This is a genomic window from Actinomycetota bacterium (assembly GCA_014360655.1).
In the GTDB taxonomy this organism is placed as follows: Bacteria; Actinomycetota; Geothermincolia; order Geothermincolales; family RBG-13-55-18; genus JACIXC01.
The window spans coordinates 150,094-175,247 of sequence record JACIXC010000005.1; the positions used below are offsets into that span (position 1 = coordinate 150,094).

The 25,154-nt window shown below is 63.8% G+C and carries 18 protein-coding genes and 1 pseudogene; 5 read left to right on the forward strand and 14 right to left on the reverse strand.

The features are described from left to right. Positions 1–81: 81 nt before the first annotated feature. Entirely contained in the window at positions 82–564 is a 483-nt protein-coding gene (locus H5T73_05520; protein MBC7247219.1) for a hypothetical protein, read from the reverse strand. A 372-nt stretch (positions 565–936) separates the two neighbouring features. Further along, complete coding sequence (locus tag H5T73_05525) at positions 937–2,112, reverse strand: thiolase family protein (protein ID MBC7247220.1); 1,176 nt, start codon at positions 2,110–2,112, stop codon at positions 937–939. 772 nt (positions 2,113–2,884) lie between these two features. Between H5T73_05525 and H5T73_05530 the strand changes: the two genes are divergently transcribed. Next, positions 2,885–3,958: a hypothetical protein gene (locus H5T73_05530; GenBank protein ID MBC7247221.1), complete on the forward strand. Its 1,074-nt coding sequence runs from the start codon at positions 2,885–2,887 to the stop codon at positions 3,956–3,958. 33 nt (positions 3,959–3,991) lie between these two features. Here the strand turns inward: H5T73_05530 and H5T73_05535 are convergent, their stop codons facing one another. Next, positions 3,992–5,446 carry a flippase gene (locus H5T73_05535; protein MBC7247222.1) on the reverse strand — a complete coding sequence of 485 codons (1,455 nt, stop codon included), beginning with the start codon at positions 5,444–5,446 and terminating at the stop codon, positions 3,992–3,994. A 323-nt stretch (positions 5,447–5,769) separates the two neighbouring features. Between H5T73_05535 and H5T73_05540 the strand changes: the two genes are divergently transcribed. Continuing rightward, positions 5,770–6,327, forward strand: coding sequence for an HDIG domain-containing protein (locus tag H5T73_05540; GenBank protein MBC7247223.1), 558 nt, complete (start codon positions 5,770–5,772; stop codon positions 6,325–6,327). 315 nt (positions 6,328–6,642) lie between these two features. Here H5T73_05540 and H5T73_05545 read toward each other — a convergent pair whose 3' ends face one another. The 11 genes from H5T73_05545 to greA all read right to left on the reverse strand — a co-directional run bounded on the left by H5T73_05545 (position 6,643) and on the right by greA (position 19,903). Then, complete coding sequence (locus tag H5T73_05545) at positions 6,643–7,128, reverse strand: 2-C-methyl-D-erythritol 2,4-cyclodiphosphate synthase (protein ID MBC7247224.1); 486 nt, start codon at positions 7,126–7,128, stop codon at positions 6,643–6,645. Next, positions 7,100–7,831: a 2-C-methyl-D-erythritol 4-phosphate cytidylyltransferase gene (locus H5T73_05550; protein MBC7247225.1), complete on the reverse strand. Its 732-nt coding sequence runs from the start codon at positions 7,829–7,831 to the stop codon at positions 7,100–7,102. Before H5T73_05550 ends, H5T73_05545 begins: the two co-directional genes overlap by 29 nt. Next, entirely contained in the window at positions 7,828–8,865 is a 1,038-nt protein-coding gene (locus tag H5T73_05555; GenBank protein ID MBC7247226.1) for a TRAM domain-containing protein, read from the reverse strand. The genes H5T73_05550 and H5T73_05555 overlap by 4 nt, the downstream gene beginning before the upstream one ends. Before the next feature lie 227 nt (positions 8,866–9,092). After that, positions 9,093–9,572, reverse strand: a complete 480-nt coding sequence (locus H5T73_05560) for a CarD family transcriptional regulator (GenBank protein MBC7247227.1) — start codon at positions 9,570–9,572, stop codon at positions 9,093–9,095. A gap of 172 nt (positions 9,573–9,744) precedes the next feature. After that, complete coding sequence (locus H5T73_05565) at positions 9,745–10,140, reverse strand: DUF1573 domain-containing protein (GenBank protein MBC7247228.1); 396 nt, start codon at positions 10,138–10,140, stop codon at positions 9,745–9,747. Between the two features lie 332 nt (positions 10,141–10,472). After that, entirely contained in the window at positions 10,473–11,549 is a 1,077-nt protein-coding gene (gene disA / locus H5T73_05570) for a DNA integrity scanning protein DisA (protein MBC7247229.1), read from the reverse strand. 193 nt (positions 11,550–11,742) lie between these two features. After that, complete coding sequence (gene radA, locus H5T73_05575) at positions 11,743–13,137, reverse strand: DNA repair protein RadA (protein ID MBC7247230.1); 1,395 nt, start codon at positions 13,135–13,137, stop codon at positions 11,743–11,745. A gap of 246 nt (positions 13,138–13,383) precedes the next feature. Further along, positions 13,384–13,827, reverse strand: coding sequence for a hypothetical protein (locus tag H5T73_05580; GenBank protein MBC7247231.1), 444 nt, complete (start codon positions 13,825–13,827; stop codon positions 13,384–13,386). A 1,018-nt stretch (positions 13,828–14,845) separates the two neighbouring features. Further along, positions 14,846–17,320, reverse strand: a complete 2,475-nt coding sequence (locus tag H5T73_05585; GenBank protein ID MBC7247232.1) for an ATP-dependent Clp protease ATP-binding subunit — start codon at positions 17,318–17,320, stop codon at positions 14,846–14,848. 524 nt (positions 17,321–17,844) lie between these two features. Continuing rightward, positions 17,845–19,332: a lysine--tRNA ligase gene (gene lysS, locus H5T73_05590; protein MBC7247233.1), complete on the reverse strand. Its 1,488-nt coding sequence runs from the start codon at positions 19,330–19,332 to the stop codon at positions 17,845–17,847. Positions 19,333–19,378: 46 nt separating this feature from the next. Then, positions 19,379–19,903, reverse strand: coding sequence for a transcription elongation factor GreA (gene greA, locus H5T73_05595; GenBank protein MBC7247234.1), 525 nt, complete (start codon positions 19,901–19,903; stop codon positions 19,379–19,381). Between the two features lie 380 nt (positions 19,904–20,283). Here greA and H5T73_05600 point away from each other — a divergent pair. From H5T73_05600 to H5T73_05610, 3 genes and pseudogenes are all read left to right on the forward strand, one after another. Beyond that, positions 20,284–21,589: pseudogene (locus H5T73_05600) on the forward strand (IS1380 family transposase). Positions 21,590–22,351: 762 nt separating this feature from the next. Next, positions 22,352–23,623: an acyl-CoA thioesterase/BAAT N-terminal domain-containing protein gene (locus H5T73_05605; GenBank protein MBC7247235.1), complete on the forward strand. Its 1,272-nt coding sequence runs from the start codon at positions 22,352–22,354 to the stop codon at positions 23,621–23,623. A gap of 376 nt (positions 23,624–23,999) precedes the next feature. Then, positions 24,000–25,151 carry a CehA/McbA family metallohydrolase gene (locus tag H5T73_05610; protein MBC7247236.1) on the forward strand — a complete coding sequence of 384 codons (1,152 nt, stop codon included), beginning with the start codon at positions 24,000–24,002 and terminating at the stop codon, positions 25,149–25,151. The last annotated feature ends 3 nt before the right edge of the window (positions 25,152–25,154 follow it).

Sequence of the window (25,154 nt, forward strand, 5' to 3'; positions counted from 1 at the left end):
CGATCCCTCTCGGTTCCCGGGGACATATTGAAGTTCTCAAGGCGGAAAACCCTTTCCTTGACACAACAAGCGCTCCTTCCGTCATGCCCGCGGAGGCGGCACGGTAGGGGGCTCGCCGCCCGCCCGCAGGGCATGCAGGGCCTCCGTCCACCATTCCGGGGAGGGGACCAGCCAGGCGCAGGCATCCTCCCGACCTTCATCGTCCGCAAAATCGACGCGCAGCAGCTCTCCCGCCCTCGTCTTTCCCAGGAAGGAGCGCGGCCGTGAGACGGCGCGTACGGAAGCAAGGGGGATAAACAGGTACCGGCGGGGAAGCAGCATGCGGAAATGGATGCCCCTGTCAGTAAGGGCAAGGATTCCGTTTCCCCTGAGCTGGGCATAACCCCTCGAGAGCGTGCCGAAGTAGTTGCAGTCCTCCACGTGATAGACCTTCTCGCCGTCCACGGTTTCCCGCAGGGACTCGACGGCCTCGACCCTCAGGCGCTTTATCCACCAGGAAAGGACACAGACGTCGGCCGTTATGCTCGCGAGCACCGCCAGGATAACGATTATCGCCACGGTCATCGGTCATCGCCCTCCGTCTTCCACGCACCAAGAGACAGGGAGATGCTCCGGGCCGAAAGATAACCCCGGGCTTCGGGAAAGGCGCCGGATTCCGCACAGCTCTACCCGGGCTATCTTCAACCTGATTCATCTTACTTCAGCCGGGCACAATCTTTCATCTTACTTCAGCCGGGCACAATCTTTCGCAGATAGACGAAGACAAGGGGAGGCGTGAAGTACCGCGCCTCCCGGCCCCGCCCGGTCCCGCAGCTTCGGAGGCGAGCGGGCGCCGCAAACCCATCCCTAAAAACCCATCCCGCATAGCAAGCCGAATAGCAGAAAAAGGGAGGCGCGAAGTATCGCGCCTCCCGGCTTTAAGGACCGCTTAGCCGTTTATTCCACTTTCTCCCAGAGGGACGCGTTGGCGTTGCCGAAGCCGCCGCAGAGGGTAGCGATGCCGCGCTTGGCCTCCGGGAAGTCCTTCTTCATGATGTTGTTCAGGGTGATGACGATACGCAGGCCGGACTCGCCCAGCGGATGGCCCAGGGCCAGCGCCCCGCCCCACACGTTGATGTTGTCGAAGGGGGCGTTGTGCCCGATGCCCAGCTCGCGGATGACCGCCAGGGACTGGGTGCCGAAGGCCTCGTTGAGCTCCCAGAGGTCGATGTCCTCCACCGTCAGCCCCTTGCGGGCCAGTAGCTTGCGCACCGCGGGAACGGGACCGATGCCCATGACCGTGGGGTCGCAACCGGCCATGCAACCGCCGCCGTAGCGCAGATGGTAGGTGAGCCCCAGCTCGTCGGCCTTCTCCCTGCTCATGAAGATCGCGGCGCAGGCGCCCACGGTGAGGGGGGAGCTGATGGCCGCGGTGACCACGCCGTCCGGCTTGAAGGCCGGCTTCATCTGGGCCATCTGCTCCAGGCTGGGGTTGTCGCGTATCCACTGGTCGCGGTCGCACATGAACTCATTGCCGTCGTCGTCCAGGGCGGGGATGGGCACGATCTCGTCCTTGAACTTGCCGGCGTCGCGCGCGTCGCGGGCCTTGATGTGGCTCCAGTAGGCCATGAGCTCGGCATCCTCGCGGGAGATGTTGTAAAGCTCGGCGATCTTTTCCGCCGTGGCCCCCATGGGGAGCTCCAGGGGGTTGTAGTACTGGGCGATGCGCGGGGGGATGTCCATGTTCATGGCCATGGGGACGTTCATCATGTCCTCCACGCCGGAAGCGATGAAGATGTCGCCCTCCCCGGCCATGATGGCCCGGCAGGCATGCTCGAGGGCGGACATCCCCGAGGGGCACTGCTGGTTGATGCCGTTGGTGGGCACGCTCTCCGGCAGGCCCGAGGCCAGCCAGCCCAGGCGGGCGATGTCGTTCTGCATGCCGGTCTGGTTGGCGGTGCCGCAGAAGACCGCCTCCACGTCCTCCGGCTTCACCTTGGGGTTGCGCTCGAAGAGCGCCTTGTACACGTAGGTGAGGAGTTCGTCCGGCCGCAGGTGACGGGCCCAGCCTTTCTCCGCGTGGGCTCTGAAGTTGGGGGTCCTTACCCCGTCCACCAGGACAGCTTCCTTCACTTCTGCCATGTCTCTTACCTCGCTTTCCTCTTCTCTGACGCTTTATTCCGACGTGTCGTCGTTTCCCGGTGAGGTCCGTTTCGGATCCGGCCCATATCTTCAATCCCCGCCCTGCATCGGCTTTTCGGCCTTACCAGGGCCCGGGAACCCGCGCTCCTCCAGCGCCGCGCAGGGGTTATTATATCAAATATACATCCGCAGGGTACCCGGTCCGTACTCGCCGGACCGGCGATCCGCGAGGCATGCCGGCCTACCTGCATCCGGGCGCGCTGCCGCAACGCGGCGTGCCACGCACGATACGATAGGAGAGCAGGGCGTCACGCACCCGTCCATGCATCGCTTGACCCCTCCCCCCATCGTACCCAACCACCGTGCCTCGGCAGCCGTCGTTCAGCGCGCCCCTCTTTTCTGGGAATGGAGGGGAGCGAAGGGGTAGTTGTCTCTTTCCTCCCTCTCGTCGTTATTCAGCGCGCCCCACTTTTCAAGGAAGGGAGCCCGGACTTTCCCCGGCTTTACGACCCTTGCAGGGAGGCAGGGCTTCTTTCCCGCGCGTGAAACCCGAAATGGGGAGGGATCGAATCGGTTCACCAGGCGGTTAAGGGATGCAGCGACGGCAAGGCGATCTTGTGCGTCAAAGTACCAAACCGCATCCGTGTTCGGTAAAATACCTGATGATTAGGGAAAGGAGGAAAGACTGGCGGGAGGGGATGCGGCAAGCGCCCGTTCCGTCGACCTCACCGGCCTGGACCGGGTATCGATGAAGGGGGTTGTCGTGAAGGGAGTCGAGAGGTGCCCCGAAGGCGGAGTCCCCAGGCAATTCGCGGATAATCACGTCTGGGCGGGTGGGGGTTTCATCGTGCAGTCCAGCGATACCTCGCACCGCATGGCGTTGATCGAAAGCGATAACCTGGACGTCCTCTTCAAGGGGATCGAGGATATCCTGGGCCTGCCCATCGAGCGCATCGTCATCGAGACCAAGCGGCGTGCCACGCGCCAGTATATCGACCGCCTGGTTCCCGACGAGATCAAGGAAAAAGCCATCAACAAGGAGCTGGACATGCAGATCCTGATCGACGCCAACAATGCTGTGGCGCGCATCATGGGCTACGGGGATGTCTCGCCGGTTGGGTACCGTTACGAGCGTGATGACGACGATTATCTCAGGCAGAGGGTGCGCGAACCCTACTCGGTCCCCTTGTGGTGCGGGGACATGACAGGCGCGGTGGAGGCCATAACGCGCAGGGACAACGACGTGAAGTACGAGTTCTTGGCAGAGGACACCATCGAGATACTCTGCATCCCGTGCGAGCATCCCCCGCAGTTCCAGGGCAGGTTACGGCTCAGGGAGTACCACCTGCACGAGGGTGACGTGGAGCTGGAACGTTGCGCCGGTTGCGGTGGACCTGCCGCCCTCTCCGCTTTCCGGTGGTACCCGGAGCGGGGGGTCATCCGGGACGAGGTCACGGGCCGCCGTGTCGCCATGCTGGGACCTTCCTACCTGGAGGCGGTATTCGACGAGCTGGAAAGGGAGCTCGGTGAGGAGATACCCCTTGTCGTCGTGGAGGCCCAGCGCCGCTTCGTCAAGTCCGGCTTTTTCGGGGCTTCGGAGATAGAGAGCGAGGAGCAGTTCCGCAAGCTCCTCGCGCTGCGCGGCCTGGGTAACCTCCGCTCTCTCCAGGTAGGGAGGAACAAACTGCGCATGGTCATGGAAAATACTGCCATGTACCTCATGCTCGTCGGCCTCATGCAAGGATACTTCGAGACTGTCGTCGGGGGGGAATCCAGGGCGGAATGGGAATTCTCGGAAGAGGGAGAACTGACCCTGGAGATACACGCCGTCGCCTAGCTCGTTCCCCCTGCCCATAACCGCGGTGCCCCATCATCCCCGGGAAGCGGCGCGCATGGGCAGGGGCAAAGCCGAGCGGAAGATGCGCAGGTCGGTCGCATCGAAAGTGCGCAGCGCGAAAAGCGCGCCCAGGTAGCAGGCCACGAAGGTCAGGACCAGCCCGTGGAAGGGGAGGGCGCCGCGCAGCGGCAGGCATAACAGGGCTCCCGCGGCGGCGGCCAGCGCCGGTTTCCAGTTACCCAGCAGGCGCGGGTCGATGCGCATGTGCTTCCAGGAGAAGAAGAGGGTGATGCAGAGAAGGCACACCTCGGACACCAGCGTGCTCACGGCCGCTCCCACGAACCCCATCAAGGGCGCCAGGACCAGGCAGAGCGCCACGTTGATCCCCGCGCAGGTGAGGATGGCGCAGACGCTCAAGCGGTGCCGGTAACGCGCGTTCATGAGCTCGATGAGGGGTATGTAGGTGAAGCTGAAGAGGGGTAAGGCGGCCAGTATCCACAGGGCGGGCCGCGCTTCCAGGTATGATTCTCCGTAGACGGCGGAGAGCAGCTGCGGGGTGAAGAGGAACAACATGGCGCAGAAGGGGAGGCTCACGCACGCCAGGTACTTCACCACCCTGCGGATGACCTCCCGGTGTCGATCGTCGGCGGACCTGCCCATCCTGGCAAGAAACGGGAAAACGGCGGTCATGCAGGTGGCCGGCACCACCGCCATGGCCCACACGATACGGTAGGCGGAGCTGAAGAGGCCCGCCTGGTGATCGCCCTTGAAGGCCGAGACCATCACCGTGTTGGTGTAGCCGAAGAGGAAGGTCACCAGGCCGATGACGCCGAAGGGAAGGGCGCCGACCGCCATCCTCTTCCAGAAGGTCAGGTCGAAGGAGAAGGCGGGCCGACCTATCCTGCGGGTCAGGATCATGAAATCCACCCCCATGGAGACCACGGCTCCCACCATGAGGGCGTAGGAGATGCCCACCAGGCCGAAGCCGCGGAAAAGGAGCAGGGTGCCCACACCGAAGGTGAGCAGGATGTCCACCAGGTCCGCTATCGCCTGGTACTTCATCACCTCGAAGGCCTGGAATATGGCGTCGAAGAAGCGCCGGAGCCCCGTGAAGACCACGTAGCTGAGACCGACGAGGAAAAGGGGGAGGCGCGTATCGGGGGAACGCGCGGTTACGGCTATGATGGCGTAGATGATGCCCATGCTGGCCAGCCCGGTGACGAGCCTGAGCACGGCGAGGTCACCCATGTAGCGGGCCACCTGCTCCCGGTCCGCGGCGAGCTCCCTCACCACCAGCTTGGGCAGCCCCATCTCGCCCACGATGAGGAGGATGTAGGCCAGCGAGAGGGCGAAGGAATACGCCCCGAACCCCTCCGTGCCCAACTTGCGAGCCACGAGCACGGTGAAGAGGGGCATGAGCACGGCGCGGAAGGTCCCGCCTCCCATGATCACCATTATGTTCCGGGCTATCCTCTTCGCGTCGTTCAATGCTTCTTGCCTCCGTCCTGCAACCTGCGTCCTCTGCGGCATGCGGGAACCTTACCGTGAAAAGACCGACCCTTGTTCTCGTCCTCCTTCCCCGTGCGGGCCAAGGGTCAAGTATGGAGCCCCGGACCTAAGATGTCAATCGGATCTATCGCAGCGTACTTTAAGCAGACCTTGCTTTTGAACGCCGATTTCGCTCGCCTGGCGGACGTTTCGGGAAAGCTTCCCGCTCGCTCCCATCTCGCTCTCCCCTAAAGACGTTGACCGATCGGCTATAATAGCTACGACGCTGCGGCGTGGACTACGAGCGGTGAGGAGGGGGTTGCATGGACAGGGAAGAGGCACTCGCCCTCCTGCATGATAACCTGAAGTCCGAGAACCTGCGCAAGCACTGCTACGCCACGGAGGCGGTGATGCGGCGGCTGGCGCGCGAGCTTGGCGAGGACGAGGAGACATGGGGACTCGCGGGCCTGCTCCACGACATCGACCTGGAGATCACCGGCAACGACATGTCGCTGCACGCGGAGAAGGCCGCCTGCATGCTGGCGGAAAGGGACGCGCCCGCCGAGATGGTGGACGCCGTGCGCATGCACAATGCCGAGGGGCTGGGCCTGGGCGAGAGGAACACCGCCTTCCAGCATGCCCTCGCCGCCGCGGAAACGGTGACCGGCCTCATCGTGGCCGCCGCCCTGGTGCTGCCCGACAGGAAACTCGCGGGGGTCAAGGTGAGCTCGCTGCGCAAGCGCATGAGGGAGAAGGCCTTCGCGCGGGGCGCCCGCCGGGAGGTCATCCTCGAATGCGAGAAGGCCGGCCTCCCGCTGGACGACTTCCTGGCGCTGGCCCTGGAGGCCATGCAGGGAATAGCGGGCCGCCTGGGCCTTTGACGGGGCGCGTGCCGCGACTCGCCCTCCCGCTGCATCCTTCACCGGAAGAACCGGCCGTGGTCACCGGAAAGGCCGCGCCCGCAGCCATGCGCGCGCTCCCCCCCACACGCCCGGGGCCATAAGGGGATCGTCGACGCCACGCGGTCCGGGCAGAGATCCGCGCGTTTTTCAGATAGAGATATAGGTGAAGCAGATAGAGGTGAAGCGAGGCTTGTGCGAAGACGAGGCAAGAGGCCCCGCCGTGACGCCATGCGGCTCAGACGGAGACGCGAGTTGCGTCAAGAGCGGCATGGCCGCGAGACGGGCGCGGTACGCTCAGGGCTCCTTTTTCGCCAGGAGCGCGGTGGCCATGGCCGCTATTCCCTCTCCCCGCCCCGTAAACCCCATGCCCTCCGTCGTGGTCACCTGCACCCCCACCTGCTCCGCGGAGATGCCGAGAACGGCCGAGATGCGGGAACGCATCTCATCGACATACGGCGACAGGCGCGGTTCCTGGGCCACTATCACGCAGTCGACGTTCACGACGCGGAAGCCCCTCTCCAGGACGAGACCCGTCACCTCCTCCAGGAGAACCATGCTCGATATGCCCAGGTACGCGTCATCGCCGTCCGGGAATCTCACCCCTATGTCCCTCTCCCCGCAGGCGCCAAGCAGGGCGTCCATGAGGGCGTGCACGAGGACGTCGGCGTCGGAATGGCCGGCCAGCCCACGGTCGTGCCTGATCTCCACCCCTCCCAGTATCAGCTTCCGCCCTTCCTGGAAGGCGTGGGCGTCAAACCCCAGTCCCACCCGGTAGGGCAATTTCCAGGCCTCCTTTCTCCAGGAGCGCCTCGGCCAGGATGAGGTCGCTCGCGTAGGTTATCTTTATGTTGGTCAACTCACCTTCCACCACCCGCACCCGGTAACGGTATCTCTCCAGGAGGGCCGCGTCGTCCGTGGCCCACACCCCCTCCCGGTACGCGCGCTCGTGCGCGTCCAGCAGGGCCGCGGCGCGGAAGCACTGGGGAGTCTGCACCGCCCACAGGCGCCTCCTGTCCGGGGTGCGCAGCACCCAGCCCCCCTCGACCTCCTTCACCGTGTCCACCACGGGTACGGCGGAGATGACCCCCTCGCAATCCGCGTCCCTCAGGGCTTTCAGGACCCTTTGGAAGAGCGCTGGTGTCGCGAGCGGGCGCGCGCCGTCGTGCACCACGATGTAATCCGCCCGGGTGGAAAGGGTGCGCAGGGCGTTGCAAACGGATTCCTGCCTCCACTCTCCTCCCGCCACCACCGCCGTAACCCTGCGCAAGCCGTACGCCTCGATTATCTCCCGCTCCGCCCTGCGTATTTCCTCCGGGTTCACCACCAGGATGATCTCGTCTATCTCTCCCACGGCCTCCAGGTTGAGGAGGGAGCGCGCGAGCACGGGTATGCCGGACAGCCTCAGGAATTGCTTTCCCTCCGGCGCGCCGACTCTCTCGCCGCGCCCCGCTCCGGCCACCACCGCCGCAGTCCCGGAGCTCATCCGCCCCTCCCTTTCAAGGCGGCGAAGATCATCCTTCCGGCCGGTGTCTGGAGAATACTGGTAACAGTCGCGTTCACCTCTTCGCCGATGAACTTCTTGCCTCCCTCCACCACCACCATGGTTCCGTCATCCAGGTAACCGACCCCCTGGCCCGCTTCCTTCCCTTCCCTGATGATGGAAACGGTCAGCGGCTCTCCGGGCAAAACAACCGGCTTAAGGGCGTTGGACAGCTCGTTGATGTTCATGACCCGCACGCCCTGCAGCTCGGCGATCTTGTTCAGGTTGAAGTCGGTGGTCATCACGGGCAGGTTCATGGCCTTGGCGAGGGCCACCAGCTTGGAATCCACGCCCGCCAGCTCCGGAAAATCCTGTTCCTCGATGCGCACCTCCACGCGGTCCTGCCTCTGCAGGGCGTTGAGGACCTCGAGGCCTCTCCGTCCGCGATTGCGCTTCAGCGGGTCCTCGGAATCTGCTATGACCTGGAGCTCGTTGAGCACGAAGCGCGGCACCACCAGCTCGCCCTCCAGGAAACCGGAATAGCAGATGTCGCTTATGCGCCCGTCCACGATAACGCTGGTATCCAGGATGCGCGATGCCGCTGGCCGGGAGCCCCTTTCCACCACTTGCGGCGACCGCGACGGCCGGAAGAAATTGAGGAGGTCATCCTTCTTCTGCACCGCCACGATATACCCTATCACGCCGCAGAACGCGTACAGGACGAGCGCGAAGACCCAACCCGGGTACGTTCGGAAGAGGATCATCGAGGGCAGGAACGCTATGAGGAACCCGGCGATGATGCCAACGGCTCCCATAAGGAGATCGGTTCCGGGAATGTCCTGGATGGCGACCTCGAAACGGTTGAGGAGCTTCGCGGTATACCTTCCCGCGGCCCCGCCGATCACGAAACCGAGTCCCACGCAGACCATGATGGATATGATGAAGCCGATGATCGAATACGTGGGGTCCATCTTCTGCAGGTAGGACCGCTCCATCAGCTCCCCGAGCTCGTAGCCCCCGATGCCTCCGACGAACATGAAGATCAGCCGGACGACCAGGACTACCATCGATTCTCTCTACCCTTCCGGGCTCGGCAACCCTCCTTTCGCCTTTCCCGACCCTCCTTCACGGGGGTGAACCCGCGGCCGCCGCTTATGATGACGATGATGAGCGCGGCGCCGTCTGCCCCTTGTCATCTCCTCCTTATGATAACCCTACGATCAGATTAAGCGAGAGCGCGTTCCTCGGCAAGGCCGGAGGCAGGTTAAGAGGTGAAGACCTCCTCTATCATGCGCAGGGCTTCCTCCACTTCCACCTCGACCGCGTACATCAACTCGCTGGCCAGTATCTCCCGCGCCTGGCTCAGCATGCGCTTTTCTCCCGACGAGAGGCCCCTCTCCATGTCCCTCACGGTGAGGTTTCTCACCACCTCAGCCACCTGGAAAATGTCGCCGCTCTTCAGCTTATCCCGGTTCTTCTTGTAGCGGTGGTTCCAGTTGCTGGGCATCGGGGTACATTCCGCCCCGAGCACCTCGAACACCTTTTCCACCTCTTCCTTCCCTATCACCCGTCGCAGGCCGACCTCCTCCGTGCTGTCGGCGGGCACCATGACCTTCAGGTTTCCCTGGCACATGCGGAGAACGAAATATTCCCGTGTCTCACCGCCCACGCTCGACTCGGAGATCTCCTCGATCACCCCCGCCCCATGTTGAGGATAGACTACGACGTCTCCGACATTAAACATCCTCATCACCTCTTCAGACTACCCAGGTGGCTACAACCCGCTCCTACAAGCGCCGTAAACAGGGGTCTTATTGTGAGGCCAGTTCTCACAACGCCACTATCGTCACAATTTTCACGTTCGTTCCCGCATGTAGTTTTCGCCCTGTGCAGGATCGTGCATCGCGCTTCGCCACTCAGGTCAGGCTGAAAACACCCAGGGTGCGTATGCGGTCGTTTTCCCTTTCCAGGACGCTCTTGAAGTCCAGGTCAAGGAGACAGCATATCGCCGCCAGGTAGAAGAGGGCGTTTCCGAGCTCCGTCTCTATCACGTCTGCGCAATTCTGGCAGAGGCTGCCCTCTATATGGCTCTTCACGTAATCGGCCACGTGGGAAAAACTTATGTCCTCGGGTAGTTCCTGCTTGCTGGCCTCGATTCGCAGACACCCGCAATTGGTGACCGTCTTGGCCAGGGCGCGGTTCACGCGGGTTGCGGCATCCTGGAGCTTGGTCATGACATCGAGGATGCTCCTATTGCGGACGAGGTATTCCGACACCGTCTTCTGGAACTCGGCGCAATCCGCTTCCCTCATGTTCACGACCTCCGTCTTTCCGCTCACGACTATTATAGGTTCGCGCTTTCAGGGGTGTCAAATTGACGTTAATAATGGTAAAATATACCATCTATTTCCTGTCATGCCCCGAGGAGCTCCCGTGCAATGCACGGTAGCTTCGTGCGCTCCATCCCGTCCCGACCGTTTGCGCGATTTCTCGCCTGCGGCCTGCCTGCGCGCGCCTCCCGGCCCATGGCGTGCCGGCTCGTCCATTCGCGGCCTTTTTTCCAGCAGCAAGGCCCGCAGTAACGTGACGGCAACGTGGCCACTGGGAGCCCCCCACCCTCAGCAAGTCTCGCCTTGAAGCCCGCCTACATGTACCTCTCGACCAGCGAGGCCTCCGCGATACGTCGCAGCCCCTCCTTTATGGCCCGCGCCCTGGCCCTGCCCACTCCCTCCACGCCTTCCAGCATCTTTTCCGAAGCCTGCATGATGCTGTGCATGTTCCCGAAGTTCTTGACAAGTTTTTCCACCACCGACGCCGGCAGGCGCGGTATGCGCTCCAGGATGCGGTAACCGCGCGGGCTCAACGGCCTGTCCAGCTCGTCGTGCGCACCCGAATAGCCGATGGCCTGCGCTATATTGGTGAGCTGCAGCAGTTCCTCGTCGCTCAGGCTGGCCAGGCTCTTCTCCGCGGCCTCGGGCGTTTTTCCCCTTTCCTCCACCATGTAATCCCGTATTATGTTCCTTTTTTCCCTCTCCACCCCGGTCATCAGCTCTTCCAGCTGTAGCTCTATGAGGCGGCCTTCCCTTCCCAGCTCCGCGAGGTAGACCTGGATCTCGTCCGCTATCCTCTGCATCATCTCCGCCCTCTGCAGCACGCTCACCACGTCCTGCAGGGTCACCAGGTCCTCGAACTCCAACGCGCTCAGGGTGGCGGACACCTGGTCCAGGCGCGCCTTGTATTTCTCCATGGTCTGCAACGCCTGGTTGGCCTTGCTGATAAGGACCCGCACCGGCACGATGACGTGACTCCAATCGCCCTTGTACATGGTAACTCTTTCCATGCGCTCCGAAACGGCGATGACCAGTTTCCCGGTCTGGCGGGCCACCCTCTCGGCGGTACGATGACGGGTCCCGCTCTCGGAGGTGGGGATGGAGGGGTCCGGAACCAGGTGCACGTTGGCCAACCTGATGCGCGAGAGGTCCTCGTCCACGATCACCGCCCCGTCCATCTTGGCCACCTGGTACAGGTTGGCGGCGCTGAAATCGCAGTCGATATTCACGCCTCCGTTGACGACCTCCATCACCTCCTCGCTGTCCCCCACCACGATCAGGGCGCCGAGGTGCGAGGCGATGATGCGTGCCAGTGCCTCCCTGAGCTCGGTCCCCGGGGCTATTCTCCTGAGCAATGCAATCTGATCGCGGTCTTTGCGCTGCCTTTCCATGTCCCTATCGCCACGCCTTTTTACCGGAGAGCATCGACCACCAGGTGCCGGGTGCTGGCACGCCTGTAACACACCTATAGACAGTTTATACCACATGCGTTTTGCGCCGGAAACACGCCGAGCCCTGAAGCGCCTGCTGGAACGTTAAAACGCCGCCTGCACGGGAGGAAAACGCGGGTGAACGACGCAGCCCTCACGCCACCTCGAAAGCGGCCAATGCCTGGCGGACGTCTCTAACCCTGACCAGCTCCAGGGAAGGAGGGGAGGGCTCCGGGTTCGCACCGTCCGACAACACGAGCGAGCGGAAACCGAGACGCGCCGCTTCCCGGATGCGATCGGTAAGCCTGGAAACGGGCCTCACCTCCCCGGTAAGGCCGACCTCGCCGATGAAAACGGCCTCCCGGGGAAGGGTGCGCTCCTGCCGCGACGAGGCGATGGCCATGCAGACCCCCAGGTCCAGCCCCGGCTCATCGACTTTCAGCCCTCCCGAGAGGCCCACGTAGACGTCCCGGTCCGCCAGCCTGATCCTGGCCTTGCGCTCGAGCACCGCCACGTCTATGGCCAGCCGCCGCTGGTCCATGCCGGTGCATACCCGCTTCGGCATCGGCAGCCTCGTGGGGACGACCAGCGCCTGCACCTCCACCACCAACGGGCGCCTTCCCTCCACGATAACCGCCGCCGCCGTCCCGGACACGGGTTCATCCCTCCGGTCCAGGAAACGCCGGGAGGGGTCCTCCACCTCGCGCAGGCCGCCGTCCGTCATCTCGTATATCCCCACCTCGCTCACGGAGCCGAAGCGGTTCTTCACCGCCCGCAGCACGCGCAGGGCGTCGAACCTCTCCCCCTCGAAGTAGAGCACGCAGTCCACCATGTGCTCCACCAGCCTTGGTCCAGCCAGTATGCCCTCCTTGGTCACGTGACCCACGAGAAAGACCACCGTCCCCGTTTCCTTCGCCAGGGCCTGGAAGCGGAAGACCACCTCCCTCATCTGGTTCAATGCGCCCGGGGTTGAATCGAGGTCGGGGCAGCGCATGGTCTGGATGGAATCGACCACCATGACCTGGGGGGACGTCCTGCGCGCCGCCTCCACCACCTTTTCCGCGTCCGTCTCGCACAGAAGGTAGAGGTCCGGATGCAGTCTCCCGATCCTCCTGGCGCGCGAGGCTATCTGCGCCGCCGATTCCTCGCCGCTGACCAGGAGCACCTTCGCCCCGCCCGCGGCGAGCGAAAAGGCCGCCTGGAGAAGCAGGGTCGATTTACCGATGCCCGGCTCTCCCCCCAGCAGGACCAGCGAGCCGGGCACGGCGCCTCCCCCAAGCACGCGGTCGAACTCGCGCATGCCCACCACCAGGCGGGGGTTTTCTCCCCCCACCTCGTCCATGCGCATCGGCTCCACGCCGTGGGCGGGGTATGCGGCACCCGCATGCTGCCCCCGCTCCTTCGCCATGGTCCCGAAACTGCCGCACGCGGGACACCTTCCCAACCACTGCACGGAACCTTCACCGCACTCGGAGCACACGTACACGGACCTTTCCGCCTTCAAGCCCGCCTCCTTCCTTCCCGTCCGATGCAGCCTCTTTCCGCACATGATTATACAGGCGGGCAGTGTCAGATCCCGTGCGGCTCCGATCCGGGGTGTCGCGGGAAAGCCGTTGCTTTCAACTCTCTCCGGCGCTTTCCCCCTACGCCGGCGAGGAAACGGGGGCTCCGCTTGGGATGGGAGCGGAAACCCACGAAAGAACGCGGGCTTTATGCGGCCCCTCGGGGCCATGCGAGGGTACAGGAGAATCCCGTCGCGGTATTTTCGTCGCGTCGTTCCGGCAGCGCGCCGCCATTACCCGCCGATGGCCTCCAGGTCCGCGAGATCCCTCTTCCTGCCCAGGGCGCGCTTGTTCGCCACCAGTTGTTCCCTGCCCAGGAAACTCACGGGAACATCGCCATAGGTCCCGCTCACCTTACCGGCGTCGGCCTCCTCCCATGTCACCCCCGTCAGGGAGGTAAGAAAATCGACACGGACGGGTGCCACCCCCAGTTGGACCACGTAATCGGACTTCTGGAAATCCTCCGGCGACAGGCCCAGGGAGCCGAAGCCGAAATCGCGCAAAGCCGACATGATCTTCTGCGCGTTTTCCCGAGAGGGGTGCACCAGGATGTCCAGGTCGCCGGTGAAACGCGGGGCGCCGTGAAAGGCCAGGGCGTACGCCCCCACGATCACGTATTCGACCTCATGTTCGTTCAACAACGCGAGCAACTCTTTGAAGTCTTGCTGCACTTCCATGGTATCGCCTTCTCAGGTGATCGACGGCGGCGACACGTTCCTGCGGGGGACGGCTCAGCCAGTAGCGAAGCTCCTCTTCCGCCGTCTTCAGTCGCGAGATCTTGCCCTTGCGTATCTTTTTTTCCATCACAAGTAGAAAAATATCATACAATCCCATCTCTTGATACAGGAGCCTTAACGGCAACACCCTGTATCCAACCGAACTGCCCCCGGGCCGTGTCCGGGGGTCGGGCGAGCGACATCGCAAGCGGCCTCCGCATTTCCACTCCACCGAGGCCGGGAACGACCGGGTCGGTCGCAGCAAGCCTCTACTGAACCACCACACAGGCCGGGACCGGGGGTCGGGCGAGCGACATCGCAAGCGGCCTCCGGACAAGGAAGGTATATGATAAACCCTTGCATGGATGGAGCCCCTGAATGAAAAGGGGGAACCATCGTGAGGCCGCGCGTCGCGGAGCGAGCACGAGCCCCGGCCCAGCCTCCTTATACGCACCCAACCAGCCCGGGGAACTACAGGGTCGGTCGCAGCAAGCCTCTACTGAACCACCACACAGGCCGGGACCGGGGGTCGGGCGAGCGACATCGCAAGCGGCCTCCGGACAAGGAAGGTATATGATAAACCCTTGCATGGATGGAGCCCCTGAATGAAAAGGGGGAACCATCGTGAGGCCGCGCGTCGCGGAGCGAGCACGAGCCCCGGCCCGGCCTCCTTATACGCACCCAACCAGCCCGGGGAACTACAGGGTCGGTCGCAGCAAGCCTCTACTGAACCACCACACAGGCCGGGACCGGGGGTCGGGCGAGCGACATCGCAAGCGGCCTCCGGACAAGGAAGGTATATGATAAACCCTTGCATGGATGGAGCCCCTGAATGAAAAGGGGGAACCATCGTGAGGCCGCGCGTCGCGGAGCGAGCACGAGCCCCGGCCCGGTCTCCTTATACGCACCCGACCAAGGCCGGGAAGCCATGCGGACTGGGGAACGTGATCCCACCCCACCCGTGACCGGGGGCCAGGCATCATGTCGGCTGCAGGATGTCCGCGCCGCTCTCGGGAGCCTGCACCTTCTCGAAGGTGATGCGGCCCTCATCGTCGGTGGCGATGAGCACGGTGGAGCCCGCCTCGAACTCCTTGGCGAGTATCTTCTCCGATAAGGGGTCCTCGATGAGTTTCTGGATGGCGCGGCGCAGGGGCCTCGCGCCGTAGACGGGGTCATACCCCTCCTTGACCAGGAGCTCCTTGGCGCCGTCGGAGAGGATGATCTCGATGTCCTGCTCCGCCATCTGGTCCTTGACGCGCTTCATGAGCAGGTCCACGATCTGCTTGATCTCCTCGTGGCTCAGCTCGTGGAAGACGATGACGTCGTCGATGCGGTTGAGCAGCTCCGGCCGGAAGGTCCTCTTCAGCTCCGAGAGCACCCGGTCCTTCATCTTCTCGTAGTCCAGCCCTCCCTCCTTCTTGGCGGTGAAGCCGAGGGAGGTTCCCTTGCTGATGTCCCTTGCCCCCAGGTTGGAGGTCATGATGACGATGGTGTTGCGGAAGTCCACCTTGTGGCCCTGGGAGTCGGTGAGGCGCCCGTCCTCCAGTATCTGCAGGAGCATGTTGAAGGCGTCGGGGTGGGCCTTCTCGATCTCGTCCAGGAGCACCACGCTGAAGGGCTTGCGGCGCACCGCCTCGGTGAGCTGGCCGCCCTCCTCGTATCCCACGTAACCGGGTGGGGAGCCCACCAGCCGCGACACGGCGTGCTTCTCCATGTACTCCGACATGTCTATCTGGATGAGGGCGGACTCGTCGCCGAAGAGGAACTCGGCCAGGGTGCGCGCCAGCTCCGTCTTCCCCACCCCCGAGGGCCCCAGGAAGATGAAGGAGCCGCCGGGCCGCTTGGGGTCCTTGAGGCCGGAGCGCGTGCGCCTGATGGAGCGCGAGACAGCGCGCACCGCCTCGTCCTGTCCCACGATGCGCTTGTGCAGTTCCTCCTCCATGCGCAGCAGCTTGCTGCTCTCCTCCTCAGTCAGCTGGCTCACCGGGATGCCCGTCCAGGAGGAGAGTATGTCCGCGATGTCGTCCTCGGTCACCTGCAACTGGTGGGAGCCCAGGGGGATCTTCCAGTCCTCCTCCAGCTGCTCCATCTCGCTCAATATCTCCTTTTCCCTGTCCCGCAGCCCGGCCGCCTTCTCGAACTCCTGCGCCGCGATGGCCGCCTGCTTCTCCTGGCGCACCTTCTGCAGCTTCTCCTCCAGCTCACGGAAATCGGGTGGCGCGGTCATGGCCCTTATGCGCAACCTGGAGGCCGCCTCGTCGATGAGGTCGATGGCCTTGTCGGGAAGGAAGCGGTCGGTGATGTAACGGCTGGCCAGCCTGGCCGCCGCCACCAGCGCCCCGTCCGTGATGGCCACGCGGTGATGGGCCTCGTAGCGGTCGCGCAACCCCTTCAGGATCTCGATGGTCTCCTCGACCGTGGGCTCCTCCACCAGGATGGGCTGGAAGCGGCGCTCCAGGGCCGCGTCCTTCTCCAGGTGCTTGCGGTACTCGTCCAGCGTGGTGGCGCCGATGGTCTGCAGCTCACCCCTCGCCAGGGCGGGCTTGAGGATGGAGGCGGCGTCGATGGCGCCTTCCGCGGCCCCCGCGCCCACCAGGTTGTGCAGCTCGTCGATGAAGAGGATGATGTCGCCGCGGCTGCGTATCTCCTTGACCACCTTCTTAAGGCGCTCCTCGAAATCACCGCGGTAGCGCGAGCCGGCCACCAGGGCTCCCAGGTCCAGGGTGTAGAGCTGCTTGCCCGCCAGTATCTGCGGCACCTCGTTGCTCACTATGCGCTGCGCGAATCCCTCCACCACGGCCGTCTTGCCCACTCCCGGCTCGCCGATGAGAACGGGGTTGTTCTTGGTGCGGCGGGAGAGGACCTGCATGACTCTCTCGATCTCCTTTTCGCGGCCGATCACCGGGTCCAGCTTGTTCTGCACGGCCAGCTGCGTGAGGTTGCGTCCGAACTGGTCGAGCAGCAGGTTCCCCTGCGGCTGCGCCTCGCCGGCCTGCGCCGTCTCCTTCGGCCCCGCCGAGGCGCCCGTCAGGAGCTGCACCACCTGGTTGCGCACGCGGTCCAGGTCCGCCCCCAGCTTGGTGAGCACCTGCGCGGCCACGCCCTCCCCTTCGCGGATAAGGCCGAGGAGTATATGTTCGGTCCCGATGTAGTTGTGCCCGAGCTGCAGGGCTTCCCGCAGGGAGAGTTCCAGCACCTTCTTCGCCCTGGGGGTGAAGGGGATGTGACCGGTGGGGGCGGTGCTGCCCCTCCCGATGATCTCCTCCACCTGGTTGCGTACCGCTTCCAGGCTTATACCCATCGATTCCAGGGCCTTTGCGGCCACGCCCTCGCCCTCCTGGATCAAGCCCAGGAGAAGGTGTTCCGTCCCGATATAATTATGGTTGAGCATGCGGGCTTCTTCCTGGGCCAGGACCACCACCCGCCGCGCTCTGTCCGAAAACCTTTGAAACACTCTCTTTTCCCCCTCCGCTATGTATTATCCACGCCTCTATTATCACATCTTTCATACCCTTTTCAAAGAAGGCCCGCCATGGCGCATGTCATGTCCCATGCCCGCAGGCACCGCCGCCCTCCTGCCGCAGGCCGCAGGCCTTCCTTAGACCTCATCGACAAGGGAGTGCCCGCCCTTGAAACCCCCCCGTGTACCGCGGCCTTTACATCATGGTATTCTCGCTTACGGGGGACGCTCGCGCCACGCGCGCAAGAGGTGACCTGGGCGTATTCCTGTAGGCGGTTGAACCGCTCAAGGGGACGCTTGCGCCACGCGCGCAAGAGGTGACCGGGCCATCGTCACGTCGTGGTCGCCCCGCCTCTGGTGGGATACGGCGCGGTGAGGGGGTTGTTCCCGCGGCACCTTCGGGGCGTTTGCGCGCCGCCGCCCGGGTGTTCGCGCGCCGACGTCAGCCGTCCTCGAAGCCTCTCCGCGCCACCGCCGATGCGTCTCCGCGCCTACGGCCACCGCGCGCGGCAGCGCCATCACTCCTCCGAGCGCAGGTGGGGAAAGAGGATCACCTCGCGGATGGAGTGGGCGTCGGTGAGCAGCATGACCAGGCGGTCTATCCCCAGCCCCAGCCCCCCGGTGGGCGGCATGCCGTACTCCAGGGCCCGCAGGTAGTCATGGTCAAGCAGGTGCGCCTCATCGTCCCCGCTCTCCCTCTGGCGCGCCTGCTCCTCGAAACGACGCCTCTGGTCCAGCGGATCGATGAGCTCGGAGAAGGCGTTGGCGATCTCCCTTCCCGCCACGATGAGCTCGAACCTCTCGGTGAGGAAGGGGTCGTCGCGGTGGAGGCGCGCCAGCGGGGACACCTCGCGCGGATAGTCCATGACCAGGGTGGGTTGCCGGAGCTCCGGCTCCACCAGCTTCTCGAAGATCTCCGTGATGATCTTGCCGGCGCCCCATCCCTCCTCCAGGGGTACGTCGCGGCGGGCGGCCTGCTCCCTCAACTCCTCCTCGGGTGTCGCGGAGGTGACCGGCCTTCCCAGCGCCTCGGACACGGCCTGCAGCATGGTCACGCGCCGCCAGGGCGGCGTAAGGTCGAGCTCCAGTCCCTGGTATGTGAAGCGCAGGTCCCCTTTGACCTCCCTAACCACCTGCGCGAGCATCTCCTCCAGGAAGTCCGCCAGCGCCAGGTAATCCACGTAGGCCCAGTAGAACTCGAGCATGGTGAACTCCGGGTTGTGCTTGTAGGAGATGCCCTCGTTGCGGAAATTGCGGTTGATCTCGTAAACCCTCTCCAGGCCTCCCACCACGCAGCGCTTCAGGTAGAGCTCGGGCGCGATGCGCAGGTAAAGGTTCTCGCCCAGAGCCTGGTGATAGGTGACGAAGGGGCGGGCGGTCGCGCCGCCGGGGATGGGCTGGAGCATGGGGGTCTCCACCTCGATGAAGTCCCTCTCGTCCAGGAAGCGCCGCAGCTCGCGTATGGTCTTCACTCGTACCAGCAGGTTCCGCTTCACCTCCGGGTTCACCAGGAGATCCAGGTACCTCTGCCGGTAACGAAGCTCCACGTCCTTCAGGCCATGCCATTTCTCGGGCAGCGGCCGCAGGCTCTTGGAGAGCAGCCGGAAACGCGAAACGCGCACGGTGAGCTCGCCGCGCCGGGAGCGGAAGACCCTCCCCTCCACCCCGATCCAGTCTCCTATATCCAGTTCCTGGAAAAGCCCGTACCCCTCCTCGCCCAGGGAATCGACCGCCGCCAGCAGCTGCAGCCTTCCCCAGCCGTCCTCCAGGTCTGCGAAAGAGGCCCTGCCGTGCCTGCGCATGCCCATCAGCCTGCCCGCCAGGGAGGCGTCATAATCGCTCTCTTCGCCATTTTCCAGTTCATGGAAACGGGCGCGGATGCCCGCCGTGGTGTCTCCGTGCGGATATGCGACGGCGTAGGGCTCGATGCCGCGCGCCCTCCACTCCTCGAGCTTCTCCAGGCGCCTTTTCACCAGCTCGCTTTCCTCGCGGAAAGCGGGGGGGATGCCGTTCCCTTCCAAGTGGCACACGCTCCGAAATCTCGCCGGCGTATCAGCGCTCGATGCGCCGGATGCGGTACTGCATGGTGCCCGAGGGGACCTGCACGTCCACCACCTCGCCGGCCTTGCGTCCCAGTATGGCCTTCCCCACGGGGGACTGGTCGGAGATGCATTCCCGGTTCCCGCGCGCCTCGGCTGCGCTCACCAGCCGCAGGCGCATCTCCTCGCCCCTCTCCATGTCCTCGAGGATAACCAGGGAACCTATGGTCACCTCGGAGAGGTCGATCTCCTCCTCGCGGATGATGCGGGCGTTGTCCAGTATGCGCTCTATCTCCACGATGCGGCCCTGCACGAAGGCCTGTTCGTGCTTGGCGTCCTCGTATTCCGAGTTCTCCATGATGTCGCCGAAGGAACGGGCCTGCTCCAGGCGCTTGGCCACCTCCCAGCGCTTGACGTTCTTGAGGTACTCCAGCTCCTCCTGCAGCTTGCGCAGTCCCTGCTCCGTGAGGACGATGTCGTCCTCCTTCTCCTCGCGGTAATCTCCCGGGATGACAGGCCGAAAATCATCGTTTTCCATCTTGAGAACCTCGCTACATCATGTTCCCGGTAGCAGACCAGGAGCAGATTGAAAAATCATCGTTTTCCATCTTGAGAACCTCGCTACGGCCGATAATGCCGCTTCCCTCTCGCCAACGGATAACAGAATGGTATTATAGGACAGCCCCGTATGCCAGTCAAAAAGTCGCGTGCCGCGGTTGCGCTACATTGCCCCGGGATGCGATGAAAACGGGAGCGCGCATGATGCCCCCAGGGAATGCGATACGGTAACCCCCATTTCTCATATCAAAACGGAAGGATTCCTTACTTGTATTGCTGAAATATGCATCATAACAGAACTAGCGGTGATGCAGGAAGGGAAGACACGGGAACCTTGCGGGTGAAGCAGAAAACGGGGGTCTGAAGCTCGATTTCGACTCACGTCTAAGCCTGGAATTCAGGGGGGCGAAGGTGACGACGGACGCCGGCCTTCTCGCTGTTCGGGAGCTCGACGACGCGCTTGGATTAACCGGGATGGCGGGGGTCATGATACAGGATGGAAGAACGGGCAGAAACATCAGGCATGAGATTACGGGGCTGCCGCGTCAGTCAGTTTATGCCAGGCTAGCCGGCTACGAGGACGTCAACGACCAGGAATTGCTCCTGCGTGACCCCGCCATGCGGGCTGTTGTAGGGAAGAAGGCCCTGGAGAGGAACGCGGCCGGCTCCCAGACCTTATCCAGGTTCGAGACCGAGACCCTTGCCGCGGATGAGAACCTGGCGGCCCTCTCATCCATCAACCATGCCTGGGCGGGAAAGGCGATGCGTGTGACGGGGGCCAGGAGAATTATCCTGGACATGGATTCCTCGGAGTCACCCGTACACGGAAACCAGGAGGGATCGGAATACGACGGGCATTTCTGCTCCCGCCGCTACCATCCCCTCTTCGTCTTCAATCAATATGGAGATTGCGAGGGGGCTCACTTGCGACCGGCAACGTCCATTCCGCCGATGGCTGGAGGGACCTGCTGGAGCCCATGGTGGACAGGTACATGGCTGCAGGCAAGGAGCTCTACTTCCGGGGAGACGCCGCCTTCGCCTCGCCCGAGGTCTACTAATACCTGGAGGAGGAGGGCATCCTCTACGCCATAAGAATCAAGGCCAACGGCAGGCTGTACGGTCACATAGAACATCTCATGACAAGACCGGCAGGAAGGCCTTCCGCCAAGCCTAAGGTGCTCTACCATGACTTCAGCTACCGTGCGGGCTCCCGGGACAGGGCAAGGAGGGTGGTCGCCAAGGTGGAGCGGCACCAGGGGGAACTCTTCCCACGCATAGGCTTCATCGTCACCAACCTGAGCAGGATGGCGAAGAACGTGGTGAGGTTCTACAACAAGCGGAAAGACTGCGAAAATCACATCAAGGAGGGCAAGTACGCCCGGCCTGGACCCGCCTCTCCTGCTCTCGCTTCATCTCCAACCAGGTGAGGCTGGCCCTCTTCGTCCTGGCCTACAACCTGGGCAACCTCCTCCGGCGCCTCGCCCTTCCCGCAAAGATATCCCACTGGTCGCTCTCGAGCGTGCAGCTCAAGCTGATCAAGATAGGGGCCAAGGTCGTAAGTCACGCAAGGAGGACGGTGTTCCAGATGGCGGAGGTGGCAGTACCTGGGTCGCTTTTCGCTGAGGTCCTTTCCCGCATCGGGTCCCTAGCCATCGCTCCCACCTGATGCAGCAGACAACGAAAGGCAACTGCACATTCTGCACGCTGCGAATAGTCAGGCTTCTCCGGATATCGGCGGAGCGGGCTTTTTTCGACCAATGGGAAGGCGACTAATCGATGCAAGGAAGGCAATCGCCTCCCGGGAGGAGATAACCGCTTGAACTGTGGTAAAATCATGGCATCAGGATGTGCCTATGGGAAATGTCGATTCTATGTTGTATAGGGGCGTTTTCCTCGGGCACCTCGCGGACCACTTCCTTTCTTTTATCACCATACCAGAACCGCTTCACTTCGTCCCGTCGGACGGTCCGGCCCCGGCCGCCACACACCTCGGGAAGGGGGTAGTCGCGCCGCGGCAATCCAGCACCAAGCGTGGCACTGGACCGCGGGTCCCCAGGAAGGCCGGTGGCTTGAAACGGGCGGGGCAGAACCCATAAGATAGTAGGCGGTTCGCGCGGCGTGGCGCGCAAAGGGGCGCGCGCATCGCCGGCCACATGGACGCGCGCATCCTCCGGCATCCCGCCGAGCGGCAGACCGCCGTATTCCAGCTAGGAGCGGAAGGGATCGGAAGATGACACAGCGGAGGTGGACGATGGGAAGAAGGTGCTTGCCGGGGAAGGGACGCATGCCGCGCTCCCGGCGCGGGCGCGCCGGCGATGGAGGCACCCGCGCGGCACGCGGGGGAAGGCGGCTTTTCGTCAGCATGCTTCTGGCGGCAAGCCTGGTGGCGGGCGCGCCGGGCTGCGCCGGCAAGAAAGGGGGTCGGGATATGCAACCCGCTTTGGAGGTATCGCCCCAGCAGGTGCTCGTGGGCGACCCCATCAGCATCAAGGTAACGGGGCTGTCGCCGGGCGAGATGGCCTCGCTCCGGGTCTCCGGCCAGGACCAGTTCGGCAACTCCTGGTCCTCGCAGGCGTCCTTCCAAGCGGACGCGGCCGGCACCGTGGACACCTCTCGGGACGCCCCCACGGACGGATCCTACCAGGGAGTGGACCAAGCCGGGCTCTTCTGGTCCATGGTCTGCACTCCGGCGAGCGAGATGGTCTCGCCCTTCGCGGTGATGAATTACACCGTGTCCCTGTTCGTGGGGGGCGAGGAGGTGGACAGCCTGGAGGTGCAGCGGTTGGCCGAAGTCGACCTGGAGAAGGAGAACCTGAGCGACCCCGTGGTGGGTGTTTTCATAACGCCGAAGGAGGTAAATGAACCCACGCCGGCGCTGATCGTCCTGGGCGGGTCCGAGGGCGGTTACAACGAGGGCTGGGCGAGGGTCATCGCCTCCAAGACGCGCATGCCCACGCTGGCCCTGGCCTACTTCGGGGCCCCGGGACTCTCCCAGACCCTGGAGAACATCCCCCTGGAGATCATTGAGAAGGCCATAGCGTGGCTCAACCAGCAAGAGGTCGTCGCCAAGGACAGGATCGGCGTCGTCGGAGCATCGCGGGGAGGGGAGCTGGCCATGCTGGCCGCCTCGCTCTTCCCCCAGGTGAAGGCGGTAGTGGGATACACGCCCAGCGGCGTCATCTGGGGAGGGATCGGCGAGGGGGACTCCCCGGCGTGGACCTACCGCGGCGAGGCCTTTCCCTACCTCAGGATGATGGTAAGCGAGGAGCAGCAGAGGCTGTTCCTCGAGGCCCAGAAGAACGGCACGCCCTACCTCGACGCGCCCTCCTTCGAGTACAGCCTGGAGCAGCAGAGCTCGCTTGTCGAGAAGGCCACCATACCCGTGGAGCGCTCGCAAGCGGCGTTCCTGCTCATCGGAAACCCCGGGGACGGGGTGTGGCCGTCCGACAAGCTATCACGCATAGCCATCGACCGCCTGGACGCTCACGGTCACCCGCGCACCCACCGGCTGCTCTCCTACGAGGACGGTGGGCACATGCTCATCGCCTACCCTTTCTTCCCCACCACCATGCGCCAGTTCTACCTGCCCACCGTGAACGTCTGGGAGGGGCTGGGAGGCACGGCGGAGGGCGCCGCCAGGGCCGCGGAGGATTCCTGGCCCAAGGTAGTTGAGTTCCTCCGGGACGAGCTGGGGATTTGAAGCATGGTTCGTGCACCTTCGGGGTGAACAAGCCGACGCCCCGGGTGCCGGTTTATAATGCGTTCCCAGGTCTTGAAGTGTGATGCGTGCACCTTCGGGGTGAACAAGCCGTGCCGTCGTTTGGCGGAAGAGGTTAATTTCCATATATCGGTTATCTTCCGCCATGAAGCCGAGGGCTTCATTCTCCTCGGCTCAGCGTGGGTGAATATCCCGTTATAGATAACCCGTACGATATTTCCGGCGAAGTACGTTTACATCTTCGCTGGAATATATACCTGGTAATATTGGTACATGGCCGCGCTAACATATGGCCGCGCCAATCACAGGAAGCCGCAGGCACAGGATGTTTATGGAAAATGACTCGGGTGACGGGAAGATGCGATCTAAATCGGACTACGGGAAGAGACGATCGAGGGTGCCCTTTCTTCGCCACCGCCTGCTGGCCATGATGGCGCTTTTCCTGCCGCTCGCCGTCTGCCTGGCCCTCCCGTGCGGATGCGGCGCCGGGGAACCCGGTCCGGCGGTCGGGCCGGGACCCGGAACGGCGGGGGAGATGCATTTCTATTTCGGGAACCTGCACGGCCACACGGAGTACTCGGACGGCGCGGGCACGCCCGCGGAAGCTTACGCCTGGGCGCGTGACGTCGTGGGTTTCGATTTCTTCGCCGTGACCGACCACGGGGAGAGGCTTTCCCAAGCGGAGTGGGAGGAAACGGGGGTCCAGGCGGACGCCTTCGACAGCCCCGGTGAGTTCACGGCCCTGCGTGGTTTTGAGTGGAGCCGCCCGGAGCTGGGGCACGTCGTCGTCCTGGGCACCGAGGATTTCACCGGTTCGCAGACGGAAGGCGACCTGCCTTCCCTCTACGCGTGGATCGCCGCCCGGGACGCCACGGCACAGTTCAACCATCCCGGGGAACCGGTGGGTTGCTTCGACGCCTTCGCCTTCCACCCCGAGGCGGAGGGCTGCATGTGCCTCCTGGAGACGGGGAACAAGGACGAGGGGAACAACGACGACGTCTACTACCCCTATTACCACCAGGCCCTGGACCGGGGATGGAGGGTGGCCCCCGCCGCCAACCAGGACAACCACCGCCTCTCGGCCAACAGCCACCGCACGGTGATCGTCGCCCCCGAGCTTACACGCGGGGCGCTTCTCGACGCGCTGCGTGCGCGCCGGGCGTACGCTACGGACGACCCCGACATGCGCGTGACCTTCAGGCTTGGGGAGGAGTGGATGGGGTCCACGGTAACCGTTTCCTCGCCGGCCGTCTCATTCCTGGTGGAGGTGGAGGACGACGAGAGTATAGCTTACCTGGAACTGTTTACCAATGGGGGCCGTGTCGTTGCCCGCCTGGGCCCGGAAGCGGCCGGGAACGGGCGGGTCACCTGGAACCCGGAAGTCCCCGTGAGCGGGGACTGCTACTTCTACCTGCGGGTGACGGAAAGGGACGAGGACGGGGACGACGACTCCGGCAGCGGGTTCCAGGTGGCCGTCACCGCCCCCATCTGGCTCCGCCTCGACGATTGAACG

What these genes read in the sequence shown, in the direction of transcription:
- radA (MBC7247230.1), bottom strand. Translation starts at nt 13,137, where the DNA reads ATGTGCGGAAAGAGGCTGCATCGGACGGGAAGGAAGGAGGCGGGCTTG.
- H5T73_05555 (MBC7247226.1), bottom strand. Translation starts at nt 8,865, where the DNA reads ATGTTCGTCGGAGGCATCGGGGGCTACGAGCTCGGGGAGCTGATGGAG.
- H5T73_05605 (MBC7247235.1), top strand. Translation starts at nt 22,352, where the DNA reads ATGCAACCCGCTTTGGAGGTATCGCCCCAGCAGGTGCTCGTGGGCGAC.
- H5T73_05565 (MBC7247228.1), bottom strand. Translation starts at nt 10,140, where the DNA reads ATGAGGGAAGCGGATTGCGCCGAGTTCCAGAAGACGGTGTCGGAATAC.
- disA (MBC7247229.1), bottom strand. Translation starts at nt 11,549, where the DNA reads ATGGAAAGGCAGCGCAAAGACCGCGATCAGATTGCATTGCTCAGGAGA.
- H5T73_05560 (MBC7247227.1), bottom strand. Translation starts at nt 9,572, where the DNA reads ATGTTTAATGTCGGAGACGTCGTAGTCTATCCTCAACATGGGGCGGGG.
- H5T73_05520 (MBC7247219.1), bottom strand. Translation starts at nt 564, where the DNA reads ATGACCGTGGCGATAATCGTTATCCTGGCGGTGCTCGCGAGCATAACG.
- greA (MBC7247234.1), bottom strand. Translation starts at nt 19,903, where the DNA reads ATGGAAAACGATGATTTTCGGCCTGTCATCCCGGGAGATTACCGCGAG.
- H5T73_05610 (MBC7247236.1), top strand. Translation starts at nt 24,000, where the DNA reads ATGCGATCTAAATCGGACTACGGGAAGAGACGATCGAGGGTGCCCTTT.
- H5T73_05540 (MBC7247223.1), top strand. Translation starts at nt 5,770, where the DNA reads ATGGACAGGGAAGAGGCACTCGCCCTCCTGCATGATAACCTGAAGTCC.
- H5T73_05550 (MBC7247225.1), bottom strand. Translation starts at nt 7,831, where the DNA reads ATGAGCTCCGGGACTGCGGCGGTGGTGGCCGGAGCGGGGCGCGGCGAG.
- H5T73_05580 (MBC7247231.1), bottom strand. Translation starts at nt 13,827, where the DNA reads ATGGAAGTGCAGCAAGACTTCAAAGAGTTGCTCGCGTTGTTGAACGAA.